The following is a 17,619-nucleotide window of genomic DNA, read 5'->3' as shown; positions in this document are numbered from 1 at the left end:
TGTATGAAAAAATTAATTTTTGCCTTCGCAGCCATCTTATCGATGACTGCGGAGGCTCAAAATATTATAGACGCCGTACGATACTCTTCTACAGATCTTAACGGAACTGCAAGATATAGGGCAATGAGTGGAGCTTTTGGAGCTTTGGGAGGAGATCTTTCTGCTCTCAACGTAAATCCCGCAGGATCTGCAGTTTTTCTAAACAGCTTTACTACTTTCACCCTAAATGTGGAAAATGCAGAAAATGAAGTAAGCTTCATGAACGGCTTCAATACCAATTCGAATACAGATGTGGATCTGGGACAAGCCGGGGCTGTTTTTGTTTTCAATAACAGGGACGAAGATGCTGCCTGGAGAAAATTCACTCTTGGGTTTAATTATAATAAGTCAGCTTCTTTTGAAGATGATTTCCTGGCGTTTGGAACCAACACGAAAACCATTAACAATTACTTTCTTGGTTTTACAGAAGGAGTCCCTCTAGATCTTTTGGAAATTGGAAATACCAACCTTGACAGAAAATATGCTGATCTTGGAGAGCGTCATGGTTTTGGAGCGCAGCAAGCCTTTCTCGGTTATCAGGGTTATTTATTTGATTATACTCCGGAAAACACCAACGCACCTTTTGCTCCGTACACTTCTAATGTAGCAGCGGGAATTTTTGATCAGGAATATGGATATGCAGCTACAGGGCTAAATGGTAAATTTTCATTTAATTTCGCAACCCAGTATCAGGATATTCTTTATTTAGGTCTTAATTTAAATACTCACTTTTTAAACTATGATAGAGTCACTACTTTTTTTGAGACAAATAGTAATAATGGAAGTGAAATAAATGAAATTTTCTTTGAGGATCGTCTTAGCACTTTGGGTAGCGGTTTCAGTTTACAATTGGGAGCTTTGGCCAAGGCAGGAGAAAGCTTAAGAATTGGGGCAGCTTACGAATCTCCAACCTGGTATACCATTTCTGAAGAAACCTCTCAATATTTGGAAACCTATAGCGAAGAGTTGGGGGAAGCCATTGTGGATCCACAGGTTGTAAATATTTATCCTGATTATAAGCTGCAAACGCCTTCTAAATATACCGGAAGCTTAGCTTACCTGTTTGGACCTTCGGCATTGATTAGCTTTGATTATTCGTACAAGGATTATTCCTCCACGAAATTTAAACCTAAAGATGACCCTGCTTTTATGAATCAGAATGATATTATTTCCAATGGATTAAAAGGAGCTTCAGAATTTAGGATAGGTGGCGAATATCGCATAGAAGCCTGGAGCCTTCGTGCGGGATACAGATTTGAAGAAAGTCCTTACACCAATGAAACCACTATTGGAGACCTGCAGGGTTATTCAGCAGGATTGGGTTATAACTTCGGAAATGTGCGTCTTGATCTTTCATATGACAATTGGGAAAGAGACAGCAATCCTCAATTATACCAAACCGGACTCACAGATCGTATGGCTATTGCAAAGAACAATTCCAACTTTATCCTTTCCCTGAGTTTCGGAATTTAAGGAACAGTAAAAAAATCAAAAACAGTCTTCGGACTGTTTTTTTGTTTCCCTCTAAATTGAAAGCGGCATCTTGCTGGTCTTGATTATCAAAAAAGGGTTTAAATATGTATCTTTGCAAGCTTAAATAGAGAGTAGTTTACCGCACTTTATAACCTGATATGAAAAAAGACAATATAGACGAGGCCATTGATGAGATGGGAGATGCATTTGTCAGCCCAAATACAGACACACCAATGCGCAGTGATGCGTTCGACCTTAGCGATGATGAAAAGATCGAGAAGATCCAGGAAGATGTAAGGAATATCCTGAACACCCTGGGGCTTGATCTTACCGACGACAGCCTTAAAGGCACTCCCAAAAGGGTTGCCAAGATGTTTGTAAGAGAGATCTTTGGTGGTTTACATCCGCAAGGGAAACCAAAGGCTTCTACCTTCCAGAACAAATACAAATACGGCGAAATGCTGGTAGAAAAGAATATCACCCTCTACTCTACCTGTGAGCATCACCTGCTACCAATAGTAGGGAAAGCCCATGTAGGCTATATCTCCAACGGTACTGTAGTTGGTCTTTCAAAAATGAACCGTATTGTAGATTATTACGCTAAGCGTCCGCAGGTACAGGAGAGACTTACTATGCAAATCGTGAAAGAACTTCAGGAGGTTTTGGGAACTGAAGATGTTGCCTGCGTCATTGATGCTAAACACCTTTGTGTGAACAGCCGTGGAATCAGGGATATTGAAAGCAGTACCGTAACCAGCGAGTACGGCGGCCGTTTTAAAGATCCGGAAGCAAGACGGGACTTTTTAGATTACATCAACCTGGAAACAGAATTTTAAAATTCGCTCTAACCATATGGCACTTTACCAGCAGCAGGAATTAAAGATCTACAATTCAATATCGGGAGAAAAAGAAGTTTTTAAACCAATTAATGAAGGTGCAGTGGGCATGTATGTCTGCGGACCCACCGTGTACAGCAATGTGCATTTAGGAAATTGCCGAACCTTCATCTCTTTTGATCTTGTATTTAGATACCTGAAACACCTTGGCTACAAAGTGCGTTATGTTAGAAATATTACAGACGCGGGCCATCTCGAAAATGACGCCGACTCGGGAGAAGACCGGATTGCTAAAAAAGCACGTTTAGAGCAGATCGAACCAATGGAGGTGGTACAGCGCTATACTGTTGATTTTCATAATATCCTTCAAAAATTCAATAATCTTCCGCCAAGCATTGAACCTACAGCTACAGGCCATATTGTTGAGCAGATAGAGATCATCAAAGAGATCCTTGAGAAAGGTTATGCGTATGAAGCTAACGGCTCTGTTTATTTTGATGTCCTTAAATTCAACGAGTCTCATGACTACGGAAAGCTAAGCGGCAGAAAATTAGAGGATATGATCCCAAACACCCGTGAACTCACAGCTCAAAGCGACAAGAAAAATCCCCAGGATTTCGCCCTTTGGAAAAAAGCGGAACCGCAGCACATTATGCGTTGGCCATCCCCATGGAGCGACGGATTTCCGGGCTGGCACCTCGAATGTACTGTAATGAGTTCAAAATATCTGGGAGAAGAATTCGATATTCATGGCGGCGGAATGGACCTAAAATTCCCTCACCACGAATGTGAGATCGCCCAGGGGGAAGCAGCTACGGGCAAGACCCCTGTTCATTACTGGATGCATGCCAATATGCTCACCCTTAACGGGAAAAAAATGGCCAAAAGCACCGGAAATAATATCCTTCCCAACGAAATATTTACAGGCGACAATCCTAACCTTGAAAAAGGTTTTGCCCCTACTGTGGCAAGATTTTTCATGTTACAGGCAAATTACCGCAGCATCCTTGATTTTTCCAACGAAGCTATGTTGGCCAGTGAAAAAGGCTTTAACAGGCTTATGGATGCCTATCACGCTCTTGGAAATCTGCCTACAGGTAAAACTTCCGATTTTGATGTGGCCGAATGGAGGCAGAAGTGTTATGACGCCATGAATGACGACTTTAACAGTCCCATTCTAATCGCCCAGCTTTTTGAAGCGGTAAAACAGATAAACATTATAAAAGAAGAGAAGTCCTCTATTACTGCGGAAGATCTTGAGCTGCTGAAAAAGACCATGAGTGACTTCATTTTTGAAGTTCTTGGATTAGTAGATAATGCTGAAGCTGCAGATAATGACTTCGGAAAGAAATTAGGAGGCACCGTTGAACTTCTTATCAAACTAAGAGCTGAAGCCAGGGCCAACAAGGATTTTGCAACCAGCGATAAGATCAGGGATGAGCTTATCGAATTGGGTATACAGCTGAAGGATGGTAAAGACGGGACTACCTTCACAATAGACTAAATACTGAAAAAGGTGAAAAAGTGGCTGTCATATCCGCTTATAGGTTTGGTGAAATTTTATCAGAATTTCATTTCTCCTCTCACCCCTGCTACCTGCCGCTACACTCCTACCTGCTCGCAGTATACCGTAGAAGCATTACAAAAACACGGCGCCTTTCGGGGCAGCTGGCTTTCCATTAAACGTATTGCCAGTTGTAATCCCTGGGGCGGCAAAGGCTATGACCCGGTGCCCGAAAAACTTCCGAAGGAAAAATAATTCCTTAAAGTCAACAAATATGTATATTTACCTTCCAACCTTAAAATCATTTCATGCTTTTCAATAAGATCTACTGGAATCCTTCCGAAGGAATCGATCTGGGATTTTTCGTTATCCATTATTATAGTTTAATGTTCGTAGTAGCCTTCACCCTGGGCTGGTATTTAATGAAAAGCATCTATGAACGTGAAGGAGTGTCTCTGGAAAAACTGGATTCCCTGTTCATTTATACCGTGCTTGCCACCCTTATTGGCGCCAGGCTGGGCCATGTGATCTTTTATGACTGGGATTACTTCCAGGACCATTTACTGGAGATCTTCCTGCCAGTACGGTTTGAGCCCGAATTCGAATTCACAGGTTTCCGTGGGCTCGCAAGTCACGGCGCTGCCATTGGGATCATTATTGCCATGTACTTCTACTGCAAAAATGTACTCCACAAGCCAGTGCTGTGGGTACTGGACAGGATTGTTATCCCTGTTGCCGCCGGTGGAATATTCGTGAGAATAGGAAATTTCATGAATTCTGAAATTATTGGAAAGCCTACCAATTCAGACTTTGGAGTGGTCTTTACCAAGCTGGGAGAAGATTTTGCACGGCATCCTGCACAACTTTATGAAGCCGCCTGTTATGTTGTTGTATTCGTGATTTTGTGGCTCACCTACTGGAAAACTTTAAAAAGAGAAAAGCTTGGCTATATCTTCGGGTTATTCCTCGTTCTGCTTTGGACCGTGAGGTTCTTTGTAGAATTTGTAAAGGAACCACAGGTAGGAGAACGCGTGAATTGGGTATTGAACACAGGGCAATGGCTGAGTGTACCGTTTATAATTGCAGGATTCTACTTTATGTACCGCCCATCTACAAAAGACAGAGTAAAATGATCCGAAAAACGACATTTTTGAGCCTGCTTATTACCGGGTCTTTATTGACAGGTTGCAAAGACAAACCTGAAGCTACAAAAGAGATCGCAACAGAACCTGTCACTTTTAAACAGGAAGCTGAAGCTTACCTTGTAAAACCTGCAGGAGATACTATCCGGCACCTGAAGCTGGAGATTGCCGATGATGATTATCAGCGCGAGACAGGTCTTATGTATCGCCAATCCATGGAGGCAGACCAGGGAATGTTGTTCATTTTCGAGAACGAGGAACCCCGCGGATTCTATATGAAAAACACGCATATCCCACTGGATCTTATCTTTCTCGATTCCCAAAACAAAATCGTAAGTATTGCAAAAGATGCAAAGCCCGAAAGTCTGGAAACCATACCTTCCAATGTTCCTGCGCAATATGTGCTGGAGATCAACGGCGGCCTCTCAGATCAATGGAATCTGGTAGTAGGAGATAGTTTGATCCTCAACAGGGATTAAAAAAAATTTTCTGAAATGACATTTTTGAAGCCTCACTTTTAGTGGGGCTTTTTGTTTAAGCAGCCACGAATTCACGAATAATTTTATATTTCCCGCTGATCTCGCAGATTAACGCAGAATAATAATAAATTTTAATGCCATTCTTTTAAATCCAAATCTTGCTCGAGTATCTCCCCTCCTCCGGAGGGGTGCCTGCAGGGTGGGGTGGGAAATAGAATTCAATGCCTGGGATATAAAATTTGGAATTATCAATCTCTCCCTTATCCAATGCACTATGTCCGCTTAATTAAATTCGTGAATTCTGGCAAAATAATTTTCAAATCAATTAATAGCACTCCCAAAGAGGCGGATTGCTTCAGTCGCCATAAAGCTTCTTCACTATGACTAAAAAAAGTTATTCAGAAAAGTGTAGCTCCGGAGGAGCGACATGTCTATAGCATTAGAATGGAAAAAAGAAAAGAGCTCCAGAGGAGCGACATACCTCCAGGTTCGACAAAAGCATTCCGGAATTCGGGTCGAAGGAATTTTTTAAAAAAGTGGCTTTTTACTAAAAGAGCGGCAGATTGCTTCAGTCGCAAAAAGCTCCTTCGCAATGACCGATGGGAATGACAAAAGAAAAAGCTCCGGAGGAGCGGCATGTTTCCAGGTTCAGCAAAATCATTCCCGAACTCGGATCGAAAGATTTTCAAAACAGTGATTTCTTATTAAAAGAGCAGCAGATTGCTTCAGTCGCAAAAAGTTCCTTCGCAATGATGGAAAAACATTCGAATAGAAAACAACTCCGGAGGAGCGACATATAATTTAGTCTCACAGGTTACAGAAAAATCATTAGTGAATTTGTGGCAAAAAAATTCTGTGAAAAACATCTTCAAAAGCACAAGATTGCTTCAGTCGCCGAAAGCCTCCTTCGCAATGGCGGTAGGCACAAAAACCCTTCTTTAAGACTTGACCGCAAAAAAAAGCCTTCCGCAGGGGAAGGCTTTCTGTTATAAGTGTTGTTGCAGATTATCCTACAACTTCTTTTTCTTTTAATTTTCTCTTCTTGCTTTCTTTGTTGAAAGTGTCGTAAGTCACAGGAGTCGCTATAAAGATAGATGAGTAAGTACCTACAATTACACCAACAATAAGAGCGAACATAAATCCTCTGATGCTTTCTCCTCCAAAGATGAAGATCGCAAGTAACACCACCAACGTGGTTAAAGAGGTATTGATGGTTCGGCTCACAGTGCTGTTCACTGCAGCGTTGATCGCATCTTTTTTGGTCCAGGATGGATGTTCGTTAAAGAACTCCCTTATCCTGTCGAAAATTACCACAGTATCGTTCAATGAGTAACCAACCACAGTAAGTATCGCAGCAATGAACGCCTGATCGATCTCCATGTTGAAAGGCATGAACTTATATGTCAAAGAGAACACCCCAAGAACGATCAACACGTCATGGATAACTGCAATTACAGCTCCAAGCGAGAATTGATACTTTCTAAATCTTAAAAGGATATAAAGGAAGATCACCAGTAAGGATCCAAGTACAGCCCAGATAGATGCCTGCTTAATATCATCGGCAATTGAAGGTCCTACTTTAAGAGATTGCATGATCCCTATTCCTCTTTCTCCTTCCCCACCTACAGTGAAATCTTCGTAGGTTGTTCCTTCAGGAAGGTAAGCCTGTACAGCGCTGTAAAGCTTCTGAAGAATCTCTTCATCAACTTCACTTCCTTCTTCTTCAACTTTATATTTTGTTGTTACCCTTATCTGGTTGGCAGCACCAAAGGTCTTGGCATTTGCACTTCCAAATTCGGTAATCAATTCATCCTCCAATTCAGTAGGGTTTATAGACTGATCGAAACGGATAGTATAACTTCTTCCTCCTACAAAATCCACTCCCTGGTTAAGTCCCTGAGTAAATAAAGAACCTAAGCTCACAAGAATAAAGATCCCGGATACCACGTAGAAAGTCTTTCTCTTTTGAAGGAAAGGAATCGTAAGGTTAGTGAACAGATTTTTGGTCATTCCGGTAGAGAACTCAAGGTTCTTGTTCGGATTCTTTGCGTAGTTGTCAATGAACAACCTGGTAATGAAGATCGCAGTGAATAAAGATGTTGCGATACCAATCAATAAGGTAGTTGCAAATCCTTTAATAGGACCTGTTCCAAGAACCAACAGGATCAAACCGGTCAACGCAGTAGTGATGTTGGCATCAAGAATAGAAGAAAGCGCATTGCTGAATCCATCCCGGGTAGCATCCTTATGATTTTTACCCAATCTTAGTTCTTCCCGTATCCTTTCAAATATAAGTACGTTCGCATCCACCGACATACCAATGGTCAATACGATACCTGCAATACCGGGAAGGGTAAGCACGGCACCAAGTCCTGCCAGTACCCCAAATATGAAAAGGATATTCACAATAAGTGCAATATCTGCGTAGATACCGGCCTTACCATAATAGAATACCATCCATAGAAGCACCAGGATAAGTGCTATTGCAAAAGAGTTGATCCCACTATCAATGGCCTCTTGTCCAAGGGACGGACCAACAATCTCACTCTGTACGATATCTGCAGAAGCCGGAAGCTTACCTGCACGAAGCACGTTCGCAAGATCCTGACCTTCAGTTATTGAAAAATCTCCTGTAATTTCGCTTCTTCCGCCGGAAATAGGTCCGCTGGAAACACCCGGTGCAGAATAAACCACGTTATCAAGAACAATAGCAATACTGCTCTGGTTTTCCGAAGCATATCCGGTCATTTCCTCCCAAATCCTGGCTCCTTTTCCGTTCATTTGCATAGTCACGGCTACCCTACCCACCTGGTCGTAGGCCTGTGTAGCATCTGTGATCACACTTCCTGAAAGTGGAGGCTCATTTTGTCTATTCCCTACAAGTGCATAAAGGGGTGCAGCTGCATCATCTTCATCTGTAATTCCCCAAACGAATTTTGCATAACGCTGCTCTCCCTGAAGAAGACCTCGCACCTGAGGCATGTTAAGATATTGAGTTACTTTGGCAGTGTCTTCTATGTTAAACGTAGCCAAAACAGGTCCTCCCTGGAAACCGGGAGAAACCATCAAGTCGAATAATGGATTATTTTGCTGAGCAACTTCAACAGAGTCGTCTGCAGATTCAAGTAGCGCATCGATCTCATCTGCTTCAGCATCGGTAGTATCTACAGTTGTTTCTGCAGTTTCGGTTTTTTGTGCTTCGAGGCCTTTTAAAGTCTCATTTGCCTGAACAAAGAAATTCTGAAATTCATTGCTTTCATATACATGCCAGAACTCCAATTGTGCTGTACTTTGTAAAAGGTCTTGTACACGCTCAATTTCTCTGGCTCCCGGAAGCTCCACAAGGATTCTTCCTGATGTTCCAAGACGCTGAATGTTTGGTTGGGTTACCCCGAATTTATCAATACGTTTTCTAAGAACTTCAAAAGCCGAAGTAATAGATTCATCAATTTTTCTACGAATGATAGGCTTTACATCCTCATTGCTCATTTCAAAATTGATCTCCTCGCTTAGATTCTTGTTTGCAAAAATATCGGGAGAGGCAAGACGGGCATCAGGAATATCTTCAAAAGCATCAAAGAAAAGATCCACGTAGTTTTCCTGACTGGTCTTCTGAGCTTCATCTGCTTTCGCAAGGGCCTGGTTAAAGGCAGGGTCTTTACTATTATTCGCAAGCTCTCTAAGGATATCCCTAACCGAGATTTGAAGAATTACGTTAATTCCTCCTTTTAAGTCAAGACCTTTGTTTAGTTCCTTTTCTTTAGCCGAGTTATAGGTGATCCCAAGAAAAGTTTCTTCATTCCCTACAGAGTCAAGATATCTTTGTTCAACTCTTTCCCTTTCAACAATGTAATTCTCAACACTTTCAGGAACTTCCCGCTGTGCAAATTCTTCGGCATCACTTTCAATATTGCCAGCAATAAATGTAAAAGATAACTGGTAAATACATACCAGGGCAAACAAAATTGCAAACACCTTGACTATTCCCTTGTTCTGCATTATTCTTTAATTTATGTTCAATTTTTAAAAACGGACAAATATAGGTTTTCAATAATGAAATCCCAATTATATTTTTTGAAAAAATTAACTATTTGAAATAATAAAAAAAACTGCTCAAAAGCACCTGTAAATTAGAATTTCACTGACCTGCCGAAGGATCAACAGTAGGAAAATTCCGTTTTAAAAAGGCTTTTTTGAGCAGCTTCTTCCGTAACTTATTTTAACCGTAAAAATACTACTTTTTAAGGTCCAGAAGGTCATTCACTTTTGATACACCTTCTGCACTTTCTTTTAATTTTGACTTTTCAGCATCATCGAGTTCCAGCTCAACGATCTTTTCAATTCCGTTTTTACCAAGGATCACCGGCACCCCGATACAAAGATCACTTAGCCCGTATTCCCCTTCTAAAAGGGCAGAACAAGGGAACATTTTCTTCTGATCACATGCGATTGCCTGCACCAATGAAGAAACTGCTGCTCCCGGAGCATACCAGGCGCTGGTTCCCAACATTTTTGTTAGGGTCGCACCTCCTACTTTAGTGGCTTCAGAAACTTCATCGATCCTTTCTTTAGAAATGAACTTGCTAACCGGAACCGAGTTACGGGTGGCCAGTCTTGTCAACGGCACCATTCCGGTATCGCTGTGGCCTCCAATCACCATCCCGTCGATATCAGATTGCGGGGCATCAAGAGCTTCACTTAAACGGTACTTAAAACGGGCGCTGTCTAACGCACCTCCCATTCCAATGATCTTGTTCTTTGGAAGATCGGTTGTTTTATGAACGAGGTAAGTCATGGTATCCATTGGATTACTTACCACAATAAGGGTTACATTAGGAGAGTGCTCTATAAGGCTTGCAGAAACAGATTTTACGATATCAGCATTGATCCCTATCAATTCCTCACGGGTCATTCCCGGTTTACGCGGAATTCCACTGGTGATCACAGCGATATCTGAATTTGCAGTTTTAGAGTAGTCATTCGTGCTTCCGGTGATACGGGTATCAAATCCAAGAAGTGAGGAGGTTTGCATAAGGTCCATGGCCTTTCCCTCGGCATAATCTTCCTTGATATCTACTAAAACTACTTCTGAAGCAAAATTCTTAATGGCAATGTATTCCGCACAGCTGGCTCCAACAGCTCCGGCACCTACTATAGTAACTTTCATTTTGAATTATTTTGATTAATAGTCTTGCGAAAATACGAATTCTACTGCAGTTTTTCTTTAAACGGAAGCTTAAATGCAGGATTTTAAATCCTTACATGAAGGCCTAAATTGGCATTGAAAAATTCTCCCACCGTACCCGTCGCACTTAACCTGAAACGGTCAAAATGAAGGTTGAAGCCAAGGTCCCCTTTGAATTGAAAATTAGAATCTTCAAGTTTATTTACCTGGGTATTTACCTCACTTAAATAGTCTCCGGTTCCTCCAAAGGTGTAGTCAAAACTTGAATTCATTAGACCTACAGCCCCAAAAGGTTCGAAAATTCCAAAATTTTTGGAAGCTATTAATTCTGCCATAAAAAGATCGGCATCTACATTGATTTGATCAAGAAGCACAATACCTTGTGCGCCCTGAGGTTCAAATTCATATTCTACATTCAGTTTGCTGTAGGCAACTCCAATAGCCACCTGAAAACTTCGTTCAAAATTGTACGGATTGAAATACTGACTTAAATTGTGTACTACCCCAAGACCATAGGTACTTGCCGTAACATCATCAATGGTCACTTTGGGCATGGCCCGAAGAGTGATTTCAGTTCCTGCACCCACTCCTACTGCCACTTGCGCAAATGCATGTGGAATATAATCTCTCCCAATCCCATCAATAGCATCAAAATCAACAGGGATGTCCTGCCCCATAAAATTAATATTACCCACGAGAACGTCATTGCTTACACCGCCAAAAGCAGTAGGTAAACTGGCACTTTCTACACCTTGTATTTCTAAAAGCTGAAGTTCTGAATTATTTAAAGTGAAAGATTTCTTTTTAGAGGGAACCATAAGGGCATTCCCGTGAAGAGAAAATCTAAAATCCCATTTTTCAAGCGCCGATGCAGAACTGAACCACCCGGCGCTAGCCTGAATTCCGGCGCCATCTGCGGCGGGAGCAGAAAATTTCCCGGCAATCAGTAAAATATCATCAATAAATTTCCCTACATCGTCAGACTGTGCAAAAGCAGGTACAGATAATAGATAAACAGTTAATAGGAGAAGAATTTTTTTCACAAGATCAGATTTATTAGTGTGGTAAAAATAGCAAAAAAAGTATAGGTTCTTCAGAGACTTCCTACAAACAAAAGACCCTGCTAAAAAGCAGGGTCTTTATAATTAATTATGTAAGGTGTTATGCATCAATATTAGCATACACAGCATTCTTTTCGATGAATTCTCTACGCGGTGGCACCTCATCACCCATTAACATAGAGAATATCCTGTCGGCTTCTCCTGTATTGTCGATAGTAACCTGGCGCAAGGTTCTGAATTCAGGATTCATGGTAGTATCCCAAAGTTGCTCTGCGTTCATCTCCCCAAGACCCTTGTATCGCTGAATGCTTACACCACCGCTGTAGGATTCCGCGATCTCATCACGCTCCTTATTGCTCCAGGCATAACGCTTCTTGTTTCCTTTCTTTACAAGGTAAAGTGGCGGAGTGGCAATAAATACGTGCCCTGCTTCAATCAACTCTTTCATGTACCTAAAGAAGAAAGTAAGAATAAGTGTAGCAATGTGACTACCATCCACATCGGCATCACACATGATCACGATCTTGTGGTATCGAAGTTTGGAAAGGTTAAGCGCCTTGGAATCTTCTTCTGTACCAATGGTTACTCCAAGAGCAGTATAGATATTCTTGATCTCTTCGTTCTCAAAGACTTTATGGCTCATCGCTTTTTCCACGTTCAGGATCTTACCCCTAAGCGGAAGGATAGCCTGGAAGTGACGGTCACGCCCGGCTTTAGCTGTTCCACCCGCCGAGTCTCCCTCCACAAGGAACACTTCACATTCCTGCGGATCCTGCGACGCACAGTCAGATAATTTCCCCGGTAATCCTCCCCCGCTCATCACGGTCTTACGCTGCACCATTTCACGGGCCTTCTTAGCTGCGTGACGTGCCTGCGCTGCAAGAATCACTTTTTGAACTATAGTCTTGGCATCATTAGGATTCTCTTCAAGATAATTTTCCAGCATTTCGGAAACCGCCTGAGAAACTGCGGAAGTAACTTCCCTGTTCCCAAGCTTGGTTTTTGTCTGGCCTTCAAATTGAGGCTCCTGAACTTTAACCGAGACAATAGCTGTCAATCCTTCTCTAAAGTCATCTCCGGAGATCTCAAATTTTAGCTTATCCAGCATTCCGGAAGCATCGGCATACTTTTTAAGGGTAGTGGTCAAACCTCTCCTGAAACCGGCAAGGTGAGTACCCCCTTCGTGGGTATTAATATTGTTTACGTATGAGTGAAGGTTCTCGTTAAATGAAGTATTGTAAACCATAGCCACCTCAACGGGGATATCGTTCTTTTCACCTTCAATAGAAATTACTTCACTGATAATCGGCTCCCTGGTCCCATCAAGAAACTTGATAAATTCTTTTAGACCTTCTTCGGAATGAAAGACTTCAGAAACAAATTCTCCTTTATCATCTTTCTCTCTGCGATCTGTAAGCGTGATAGTAATTCCTTTATTTAAAAAAGAAAGTTCACGCATTCTGCTCGCCAGGGTGTCGTAGTTATACTCAGTGGTTTGCTGAAATATGGAGGCATCGGGCTTAAAAGTTACAATAGTACCCGAAAGATCTGTTTCTCCAACTGGCTTTACCGGATAAACAGGCTTACCCCTTTCGTACTCCTGCTCCCAGATCGTCCCGTCACGGTAGACCGTTGCCTTTAAATGATCAGATAATGCGTTCACACAACTAACCCCAACTCCGTGGAGTCCACCGGAAACTTTATAGGAATCCTTATCAAATTTACCTCCCGCTCCAATCTTGGTCATAACGACCTCAAGAGCAGAAACTCCTTCTTTTTTGTGAAGATCTACAGGAATTCCCCGGCCATTATCCTCGGTAGTGATCGAATTATCTTCGTTGATGGTAACTTTTATAGTATCGCAATGTCCCGCCAGCGCCTCATCGATCGAGTTATCAACTACCTCATATACCAGGTGATGCAAACCTCTCACGCCTGTATCTCCAATATACATGGAAGGACGCATCCGCACGTGCTCCATCCCCTCCAGCGCCTGGATACTGTCAGCCGAATAACTGTTTCTTTTAACCTCTTCACTCATACTTGATTCGTTAAAATTTTATCAATTTCTATAACACACAAATATACGATATTCCATCCTTTTATACCATTCCAAACCCACACCCACCATCGAAGTTATCAACAAAATCTGTGGAAAAACCCCAGCTTGCACTATTTAAAATTTTTACCTGAAAAAATCTCTACAGCTCAAGATAATCTTCTGAAAGGTCAATAGTTAAATCGTTTTTTTCGGAACAGATCTTATAGAAAACCGGAAGTAGTTATTGACATTTTTGAGGGTGAATATTTCCTTGTGAAAAACTCAAAATTATCCGGTTTAAAACCGACGGTTAAGTATTCATCATTTTAACGAGAATTAAAGATAACCTTAACTAAATTACAAATTGCTTAAAGTATATTTAGGGCTATAATCTAAAACCATTGAAATGAAAAAATTTTTTATAATCTGTGCCGTTTTTGCAGGTACTTTATTCACACCTCAGCTGAATGCTCAGGAAACGCCTGAAACTACTAAGGATAGTGATGGACCCAATTTTTCGAAACTGGATGTGAGCCCTATGGATGTCATCCTCTTTAGAGGAGAAAACAACGAACCCCTTGCCCGGGTACTTTATAGTCGTCCTCAAACCAGAGATAGGGAAATTTTTGGAAAACTTGTTCCTTATGGTGAAGTTTGGAGAACAGGTGCCAATGAAGCTACAGAGATCACTCTTTACAATGATCTCATGGTAGGAGATAAGACTATTAAAAAAGGAACTTATACATTATTCACTATTCCGAGAGAAAAGGAATGGACGATCATCCTTAACAACAGTACTAACATTTGGGGGGCTTATGACTATCATGTAGAAAAGGATGTAGCAAGAATTACCGTTCCTGTTAGAACATCTAAAACTCCTATTGATGCACTTTCTATGAGCTTTTCTCCAACAGAAAACGGCGCCAATCTGTACATTGGATGGGATGACCGTTATGTAGTAGTGCCATTCAAAAATGTGAAGTAGCAATCTTATTATAACACCTACGAAAAAAGCCCTTTTGAAAAGGGCTTTTTTTTATGGGATATTTAGGTATTTATGGGTTTGCAGGGAGACTTTCCACTGTGGATTTTGCATCACGTAATCTACGATCAACGGCATCATTTTTTCCCTGTTGCTCCACTCCGGCTGCAGGTAAAGAATACAATTCCTGTTGACTTTTGCCGCCTGTTCTTCTGCAAATTGGAAGTCATGTTTATTAAAAACGATCACCTTGAGCTCATCTGCTACTTCATAGATCTCCGGGGTAGGTAATTTGATCTTTTTAGGAGACAGACAGATCCAATCCCATGTGCCGGTCATTGGATAAGCCCCCGAAGTCTCAATATGTATTTTTGCTCCCCGGGCTTTTAAGCGGGATGTAAGAGGCTCCATGTTCCAGGTGAGTGGTTCCCCTCCCGTAACCACTATAGTTTTACTACTTTTTAAAGCCTTTTCTACTATCTGGTCCACACCTGTTGGGGGATGTAATTTAGCATTCCAGCTCTCCTTAACATCACACCAGTGACAACCAACATCACAACCACCGATCCTTATAAAATAGGCAGCAGTTCCTTTGTGAAAACCTTCGCCCTGTATTGTGTAAAAATCTTCCATTAGCGGCAGCATCTCTCCCCTTTCCACTAATGCATTTACTTCCTGTTCATTCATAACCGGCAAAGATAATTAAAATCGGTGTTCAAACACCCCCGGTTTAAGATCAGATTTTTTGAAAAGTGAAGACAGAAATCCTCACCTCCTCTAAATTAATTTCTGATAATTAGACCGTTTTCAATTTTAGGGGCACTACCGTCCAGAGATATAACAAAACCATTGATAACTGCATAACCCGATTCCCCCGTTTTCTGAAGAAAAAAAGTAGGATTCATTCCCACCTCTATTTTTTCAGGAGCTCTAAATCTTTCCCCAACGATAATTATTGGATAGTTGGTGTAATTTTGGCCTTTAGGCAGATCTTTCACCTTCACATATGCTATTCCTTCAGACAAAAGATCAGAAAAATCCAGTTTTTCCGCAGCTTTTAGATTGGGAAGCGTTTGAGGATAAATTTTTCCGGGTTTTAAAGAAAAACCTGACACATCTATGGCTTGATATCCATAGTTGGTAGAGAGATCACCCTGATCTGCAATATTGCTTCGGAAATAGAATTTTTGTTCTCCTTTCGAAGGAATTTCGGAGTGGTTGATCCCCAGGTCCAGGATATATTGATCTCCTAAAAGTTCATATTGAAGACCCGTTAATTTAAGATCATACAACTTGCTGTCATTTTCAGGAATTTTAGAGTAGTCAGCAATAGCTGCCCGCTTATAATCTTCTTCAGAAATGGAAAAGATTGCAGCCAGGATAGCCAAAAAGTTTAATTTCCTGATCTCCTGTTTTTCCCGATCATCCGGAAAACCACCGGATTCAATTAAAATAGTGCTGGTTCCCCATTTCTGAATATTATCTCCAAAAGCACGAGGCTCGAAATCATCGTTGTATCTTCCAACATTGCCCGAAGCATACTCCTGAAGCAGCTCGTTCATCTGGACAATAAGTTTCATGGCATTTCCCCGAACGTCATTTACAGATTTTTCGTAATCATACGCAGGTGCCAAAAAGGAGATCGTAGCAGGCTTTTCTGTTCCTTCTGCATTGTAGTACCTGCTTTGATCGTGAAGATTGAATCCAAAGTCGGCATCGAGGCTGTCTCTTATTCTTTTTAAGGACTGTGCTTCAGGGGACTGAAGGCGCAGTGCATCGCGATTCACATCTATCCCCAGGGCATTTCTTCGCTGAAACTCCTCAGCACCGTCAGGATTAAGCATTGGAAGGAAATGAAGCCTTACATTCTGCAATAATTCCTGTTTTTCCTGCTGAAAGGAATCGTCTGCAAGAAAATTCAGAATATCAAAAACAGCCATTGTAGCTGTAGATTCATCACCGTGCATCTGAGACCAAAGCAGAACATCAGTGTCCCCAGAACCTACACTAATCAGGTTAAGGCTTCTTCCTTCAATTGAAGTCCCTACCTTATTGACCTCAAATAATTCATGATCCTTCCATTTGGCAATTAATGGCAAGATATCTTCATGTTTTATTCGTCTTTCTTCAAGGGTATTTTCTTTATATTTCTCATAATCTTCAACAATATCCCGGATCAAAGGAAAAGTTTCATTCCTTACGGGCTCAGGAAGTGGTTTAAATTGAAGGTCGGCAGTAGCAGCTCTAACCTTTGCCATAAATTCCTCACCGGGATCTGATTTCTGAGTCCGGTATGACTCATCTTTTTCAAGCCACAGTTCGTGATCTTCAAAATTGGTGTATTCGTGATGGCCAATTACATATTGAATATCATATTTGGACTTCAGATATCTTACCAGCCATATATTTGCTTCCACCTGAGCTTCGGTTAGTGGTGTTTCAGGTGTTCCTCCTACGTTTTCCACCCCAATAGCGGCATGATTGAGACCTATCACATGCCGTCCCATGGTGGTTTCGGGCATTAGCCGGTAAATTGTACCGTCTCTGTCCACAAGAAACTGAGTAGAGACATTAAGATTACCTGCTCCTGCTATTTCTGTCCTGGCTCCAGGAAGCGTTGGATTTTTAAAGGCTTCAAAAGATCTTTCAAGAGTGGGTATGGCCGTCCAGTGAAGTACTACCATCTTAGGTTCGATAACAGGCTGCTCCTGTTCCAACCCATACCGCTCTTTCATATAATCAAGCGAGAGCTGCTCCCTTTCCTCATCAAAAACAATGGGCCTGTCAATAATTCTGGATGGGGGATTCTTCCTGCTGGAACCACAGGAGATCAAAATCAAAGAAGCAAGAAGAAACAACAGATATCTCATAGTATAA

General features: G+C 41.5%; 13 protein-coding genes. 7 read left to right on the top strand and 6 right to left on the bottom strand.

Annotated features, from left to right (window positions below; genetic code table 11):
- Positions 1 to 3 precede the first annotated feature (3 nt).
- The 6 genes from CRO16_RS11705 (at position 4) to CRO16_RS11680 (ending at position 5,473) form a co-directional block, all read left to right on the top strand.
- Positions 4 to 1,512: an OmpP1/FadL family transporter gene (locus tag CRO16_RS11705; RefSeq protein WP_097056580.1), complete on the top strand. Its 1,509-nt coding sequence runs from the start codon at positions 4 to 6 to the stop codon at positions 1,510 to 1,512.
- A gap of 158 nt (positions 1,513 to 1,670) precedes the next feature.
- Entirely contained in the window at positions 1,671 to 2,348 is a 678-nt protein-coding gene (folE, locus tag CRO16_RS11700) for a GTP cyclohydrolase I FolE (protein ID WP_097056579.1), read from the top strand.
- A 16-nt stretch (positions 2,349 to 2,364) separates the two neighbouring features.
- Complete coding sequence (gene cysS / locus CRO16_RS11695; protein WP_097056578.1) at positions 2,365 to 3,852, top strand: cysteine--tRNA ligase; 1,488 nt, start codon at positions 2,365 to 2,367, stop codon at positions 3,850 to 3,852.
- Positions 3,853 to 3,864: 12 nt separating this feature from the next.
- Complete coding sequence (gene yidD / locus CRO16_RS11690; protein WP_097056577.1) at positions 3,865 to 4,107, top strand: membrane protein insertion efficiency factor YidD; 243 nt, start codon at positions 3,865 to 3,867, stop codon at positions 4,105 to 4,107.
- Positions 4,108 to 4,160: 53 nt separating this feature from the next.
- The gene (gene lgt / locus CRO16_RS11685; protein WP_097056576.1) at positions 4,161 to 4,985 is read left to right on the top strand and encodes a prolipoprotein diacylglyceryl transferase; all 825 of its coding nucleotides are present in this window, start codon (positions 4,161 to 4,163) and stop codon (positions 4,983 to 4,985) included.
- Positions 4,982 to 5,473 (top strand): DUF192 domain-containing protein, encoded by a 492-nt coding sequence (locus CRO16_RS11680; RefSeq protein ID WP_097056575.1) that lies wholly within the window; start codon positions 4,982 to 4,984, stop codon positions 5,471 to 5,473. Before lgt ends, CRO16_RS11680 begins: the two co-directional genes overlap by 4 nt.
- 1,005 nt (positions 5,474 to 6,478) lie before the next feature.
- Here CRO16_RS11680 and secDF read toward each other — a convergent pair.
- The 4 genes from secDF to gyrB form a co-directional block, all read right to left on the bottom strand.
- Positions 6,479 to 9,472 carry a protein translocase subunit SecDF gene (secDF, locus tag CRO16_RS11670; RefSeq protein WP_097056573.1) on the bottom strand — a complete coding sequence of 998 codons (2,994 nt, stop codon included), beginning with the start codon at positions 9,470 to 9,472 and terminating at the stop codon, positions 6,479 to 6,481.
- A gap of 235 nt (positions 9,473 to 9,707) precedes the next feature.
- The gene (mdh, locus tag CRO16_RS11665; RefSeq protein ID WP_097056572.1) at positions 9,708 to 10,640 is read right to left on the bottom strand and encodes a malate dehydrogenase; all 933 of its coding nucleotides are present in this window, start codon (positions 10,638 to 10,640) and stop codon (positions 9,708 to 9,710) included.
- An 83-nt stretch (positions 10,641 to 10,723) separates the two neighbouring features.
- On the bottom strand, positions 10,724 to 11,701 hold the full coding sequence (locus CRO16_RS11660; protein WP_097056571.1) for a DUF6588 family protein: 978 nt from the start codon (positions 11,699 to 11,701) through the stop codon (positions 10,724 to 10,726).
- 118 nt (positions 11,702 to 11,819) lie between these two features.
- Positions 11,820 to 13,760 carry a DNA topoisomerase (ATP-hydrolyzing) subunit B gene (gene gyrB / locus CRO16_RS11655; protein ID WP_097056570.1) on the bottom strand — a complete coding sequence of 647 codons (1,941 nt, stop codon included), beginning with the start codon at positions 13,758 to 13,760 and terminating at the stop codon, positions 11,820 to 11,822.
- Positions 13,761 to 14,166: 406 nt separating this feature from the next.
- Between gyrB and CRO16_RS11650 the strand changes: the two genes are divergently transcribed.
- Positions 14,167 to 14,745: a DUF2911 domain-containing protein gene (locus tag CRO16_RS11650; RefSeq protein ID WP_097056569.1), complete on the top strand. Its 579-nt coding sequence runs from the start codon at positions 14,167 to 14,169 to the stop codon at positions 14,743 to 14,745.
- Between the two features lie 51 nt (positions 14,746 to 14,796).
- Here the strand turns inward: CRO16_RS11650 and CRO16_RS11645 are convergent, their stop codons facing one another.
- A complete protein-coding gene (locus CRO16_RS11645; RefSeq protein WP_097056568.1) occupies positions 14,797 to 15,429 on the bottom strand; it encodes a 7-carboxy-7-deazaguanine synthase QueE in 633 nt (210 codons plus the stop codon).
- 95 nt (positions 15,430 to 15,524) lie between these two features.
- A complete protein-coding gene (locus tag CRO16_RS16430) occupies positions 15,525 to 17,612 on the bottom strand; it encodes an N-acetylmuramoyl-L-alanine amidase (protein ID WP_317042532.1) in 2,088 nt (695 codons plus the stop codon).
- Between the last annotated feature and the right edge of the window lie 7 nt (positions 17,613 to 17,619).

The organism is Salinimicrobium sediminis (genome assembly GCF_900215295.1).
In the GTDB taxonomy this organism is placed as follows: domain Bacteria; phylum Bacteroidota; class Bacteroidia; order Flavobacteriales; family Flavobacteriaceae; genus Salinimicrobium; species Salinimicrobium sediminis.
The sequence above is the reverse complement of the archived record's forward strand: the minus strand, read 5'-3'. Positions and strand labels throughout refer to the sequence as shown.

What these genes read in the sequence shown, in the direction of transcription:
- secDF (WP_097056573.1), bottom strand. Translation starts at nt 9,472, where the DNA reads ATGCAGAACAAGGGAATAGTCAAGGTGTTTGCAATTTTGTTTGCCCTG.
- CRO16_RS11680 (WP_097056575.1), top strand. Translation starts at nt 4,982, where the DNA reads ATGATCCGAAAAACGACATTTTTGAGCCTGCTTATTACCGGGTCTTTA.
- CRO16_RS11645 (WP_097056568.1), bottom strand. Translation starts at nt 15,429, where the DNA reads ATGAATGAACAGGAAGTAAATGCATTAGTGGAAAGGGGAGAGATGCTG.
- CRO16_RS11705 (WP_097056580.1), top strand. Translation starts at nt 4, where the DNA reads ATGAAAAAATTAATTTTTGCCTTCGCAGCCATCTTATCGATGACTGCG.
- CRO16_RS16430 (WP_317042532.1), bottom strand. Translation starts at nt 17,612, where the DNA reads ATGAGATATCTGTTGTTTCTTCTTGCTTCTTTGATTTTGATCTCCTGT.
- CRO16_RS11650 (WP_097056569.1), top strand. Translation starts at nt 14,167, where the DNA reads ATGAAAAAATTTTTTATAATCTGTGCCGTTTTTGCAGGTACTTTATTC.
- mdh (WP_097056572.1), bottom strand. Translation starts at nt 10,640, where the DNA reads ATGAAAGTTACTATAGTAGGTGCCGGAGCTGTTGGAGCCAGCTGTGCG.
- cysS (WP_097056578.1), top strand. Translation starts at nt 2,365, where the DNA reads ATGGCACTTTACCAGCAGCAGGAATTAAAGATCTACAATTCAATATCG.
- folE (WP_097056579.1), top strand. Translation starts at nt 1,671, where the DNA reads ATGAAAAAAGACAATATAGACGAGGCCATTGATGAGATGGGAGATGCA.
- lgt (WP_097056576.1), top strand. Translation starts at nt 4,161, where the DNA reads ATGCTTTTCAATAAGATCTACTGGAATCCTTCCGAAGGAATCGATCTG.
- gyrB (WP_097056570.1), bottom strand. Translation starts at nt 13,760, where the DNA reads ATGAGTGAAGAGGTTAAAAGAAACAGTTATTCGGCTGACAGTATCCAG.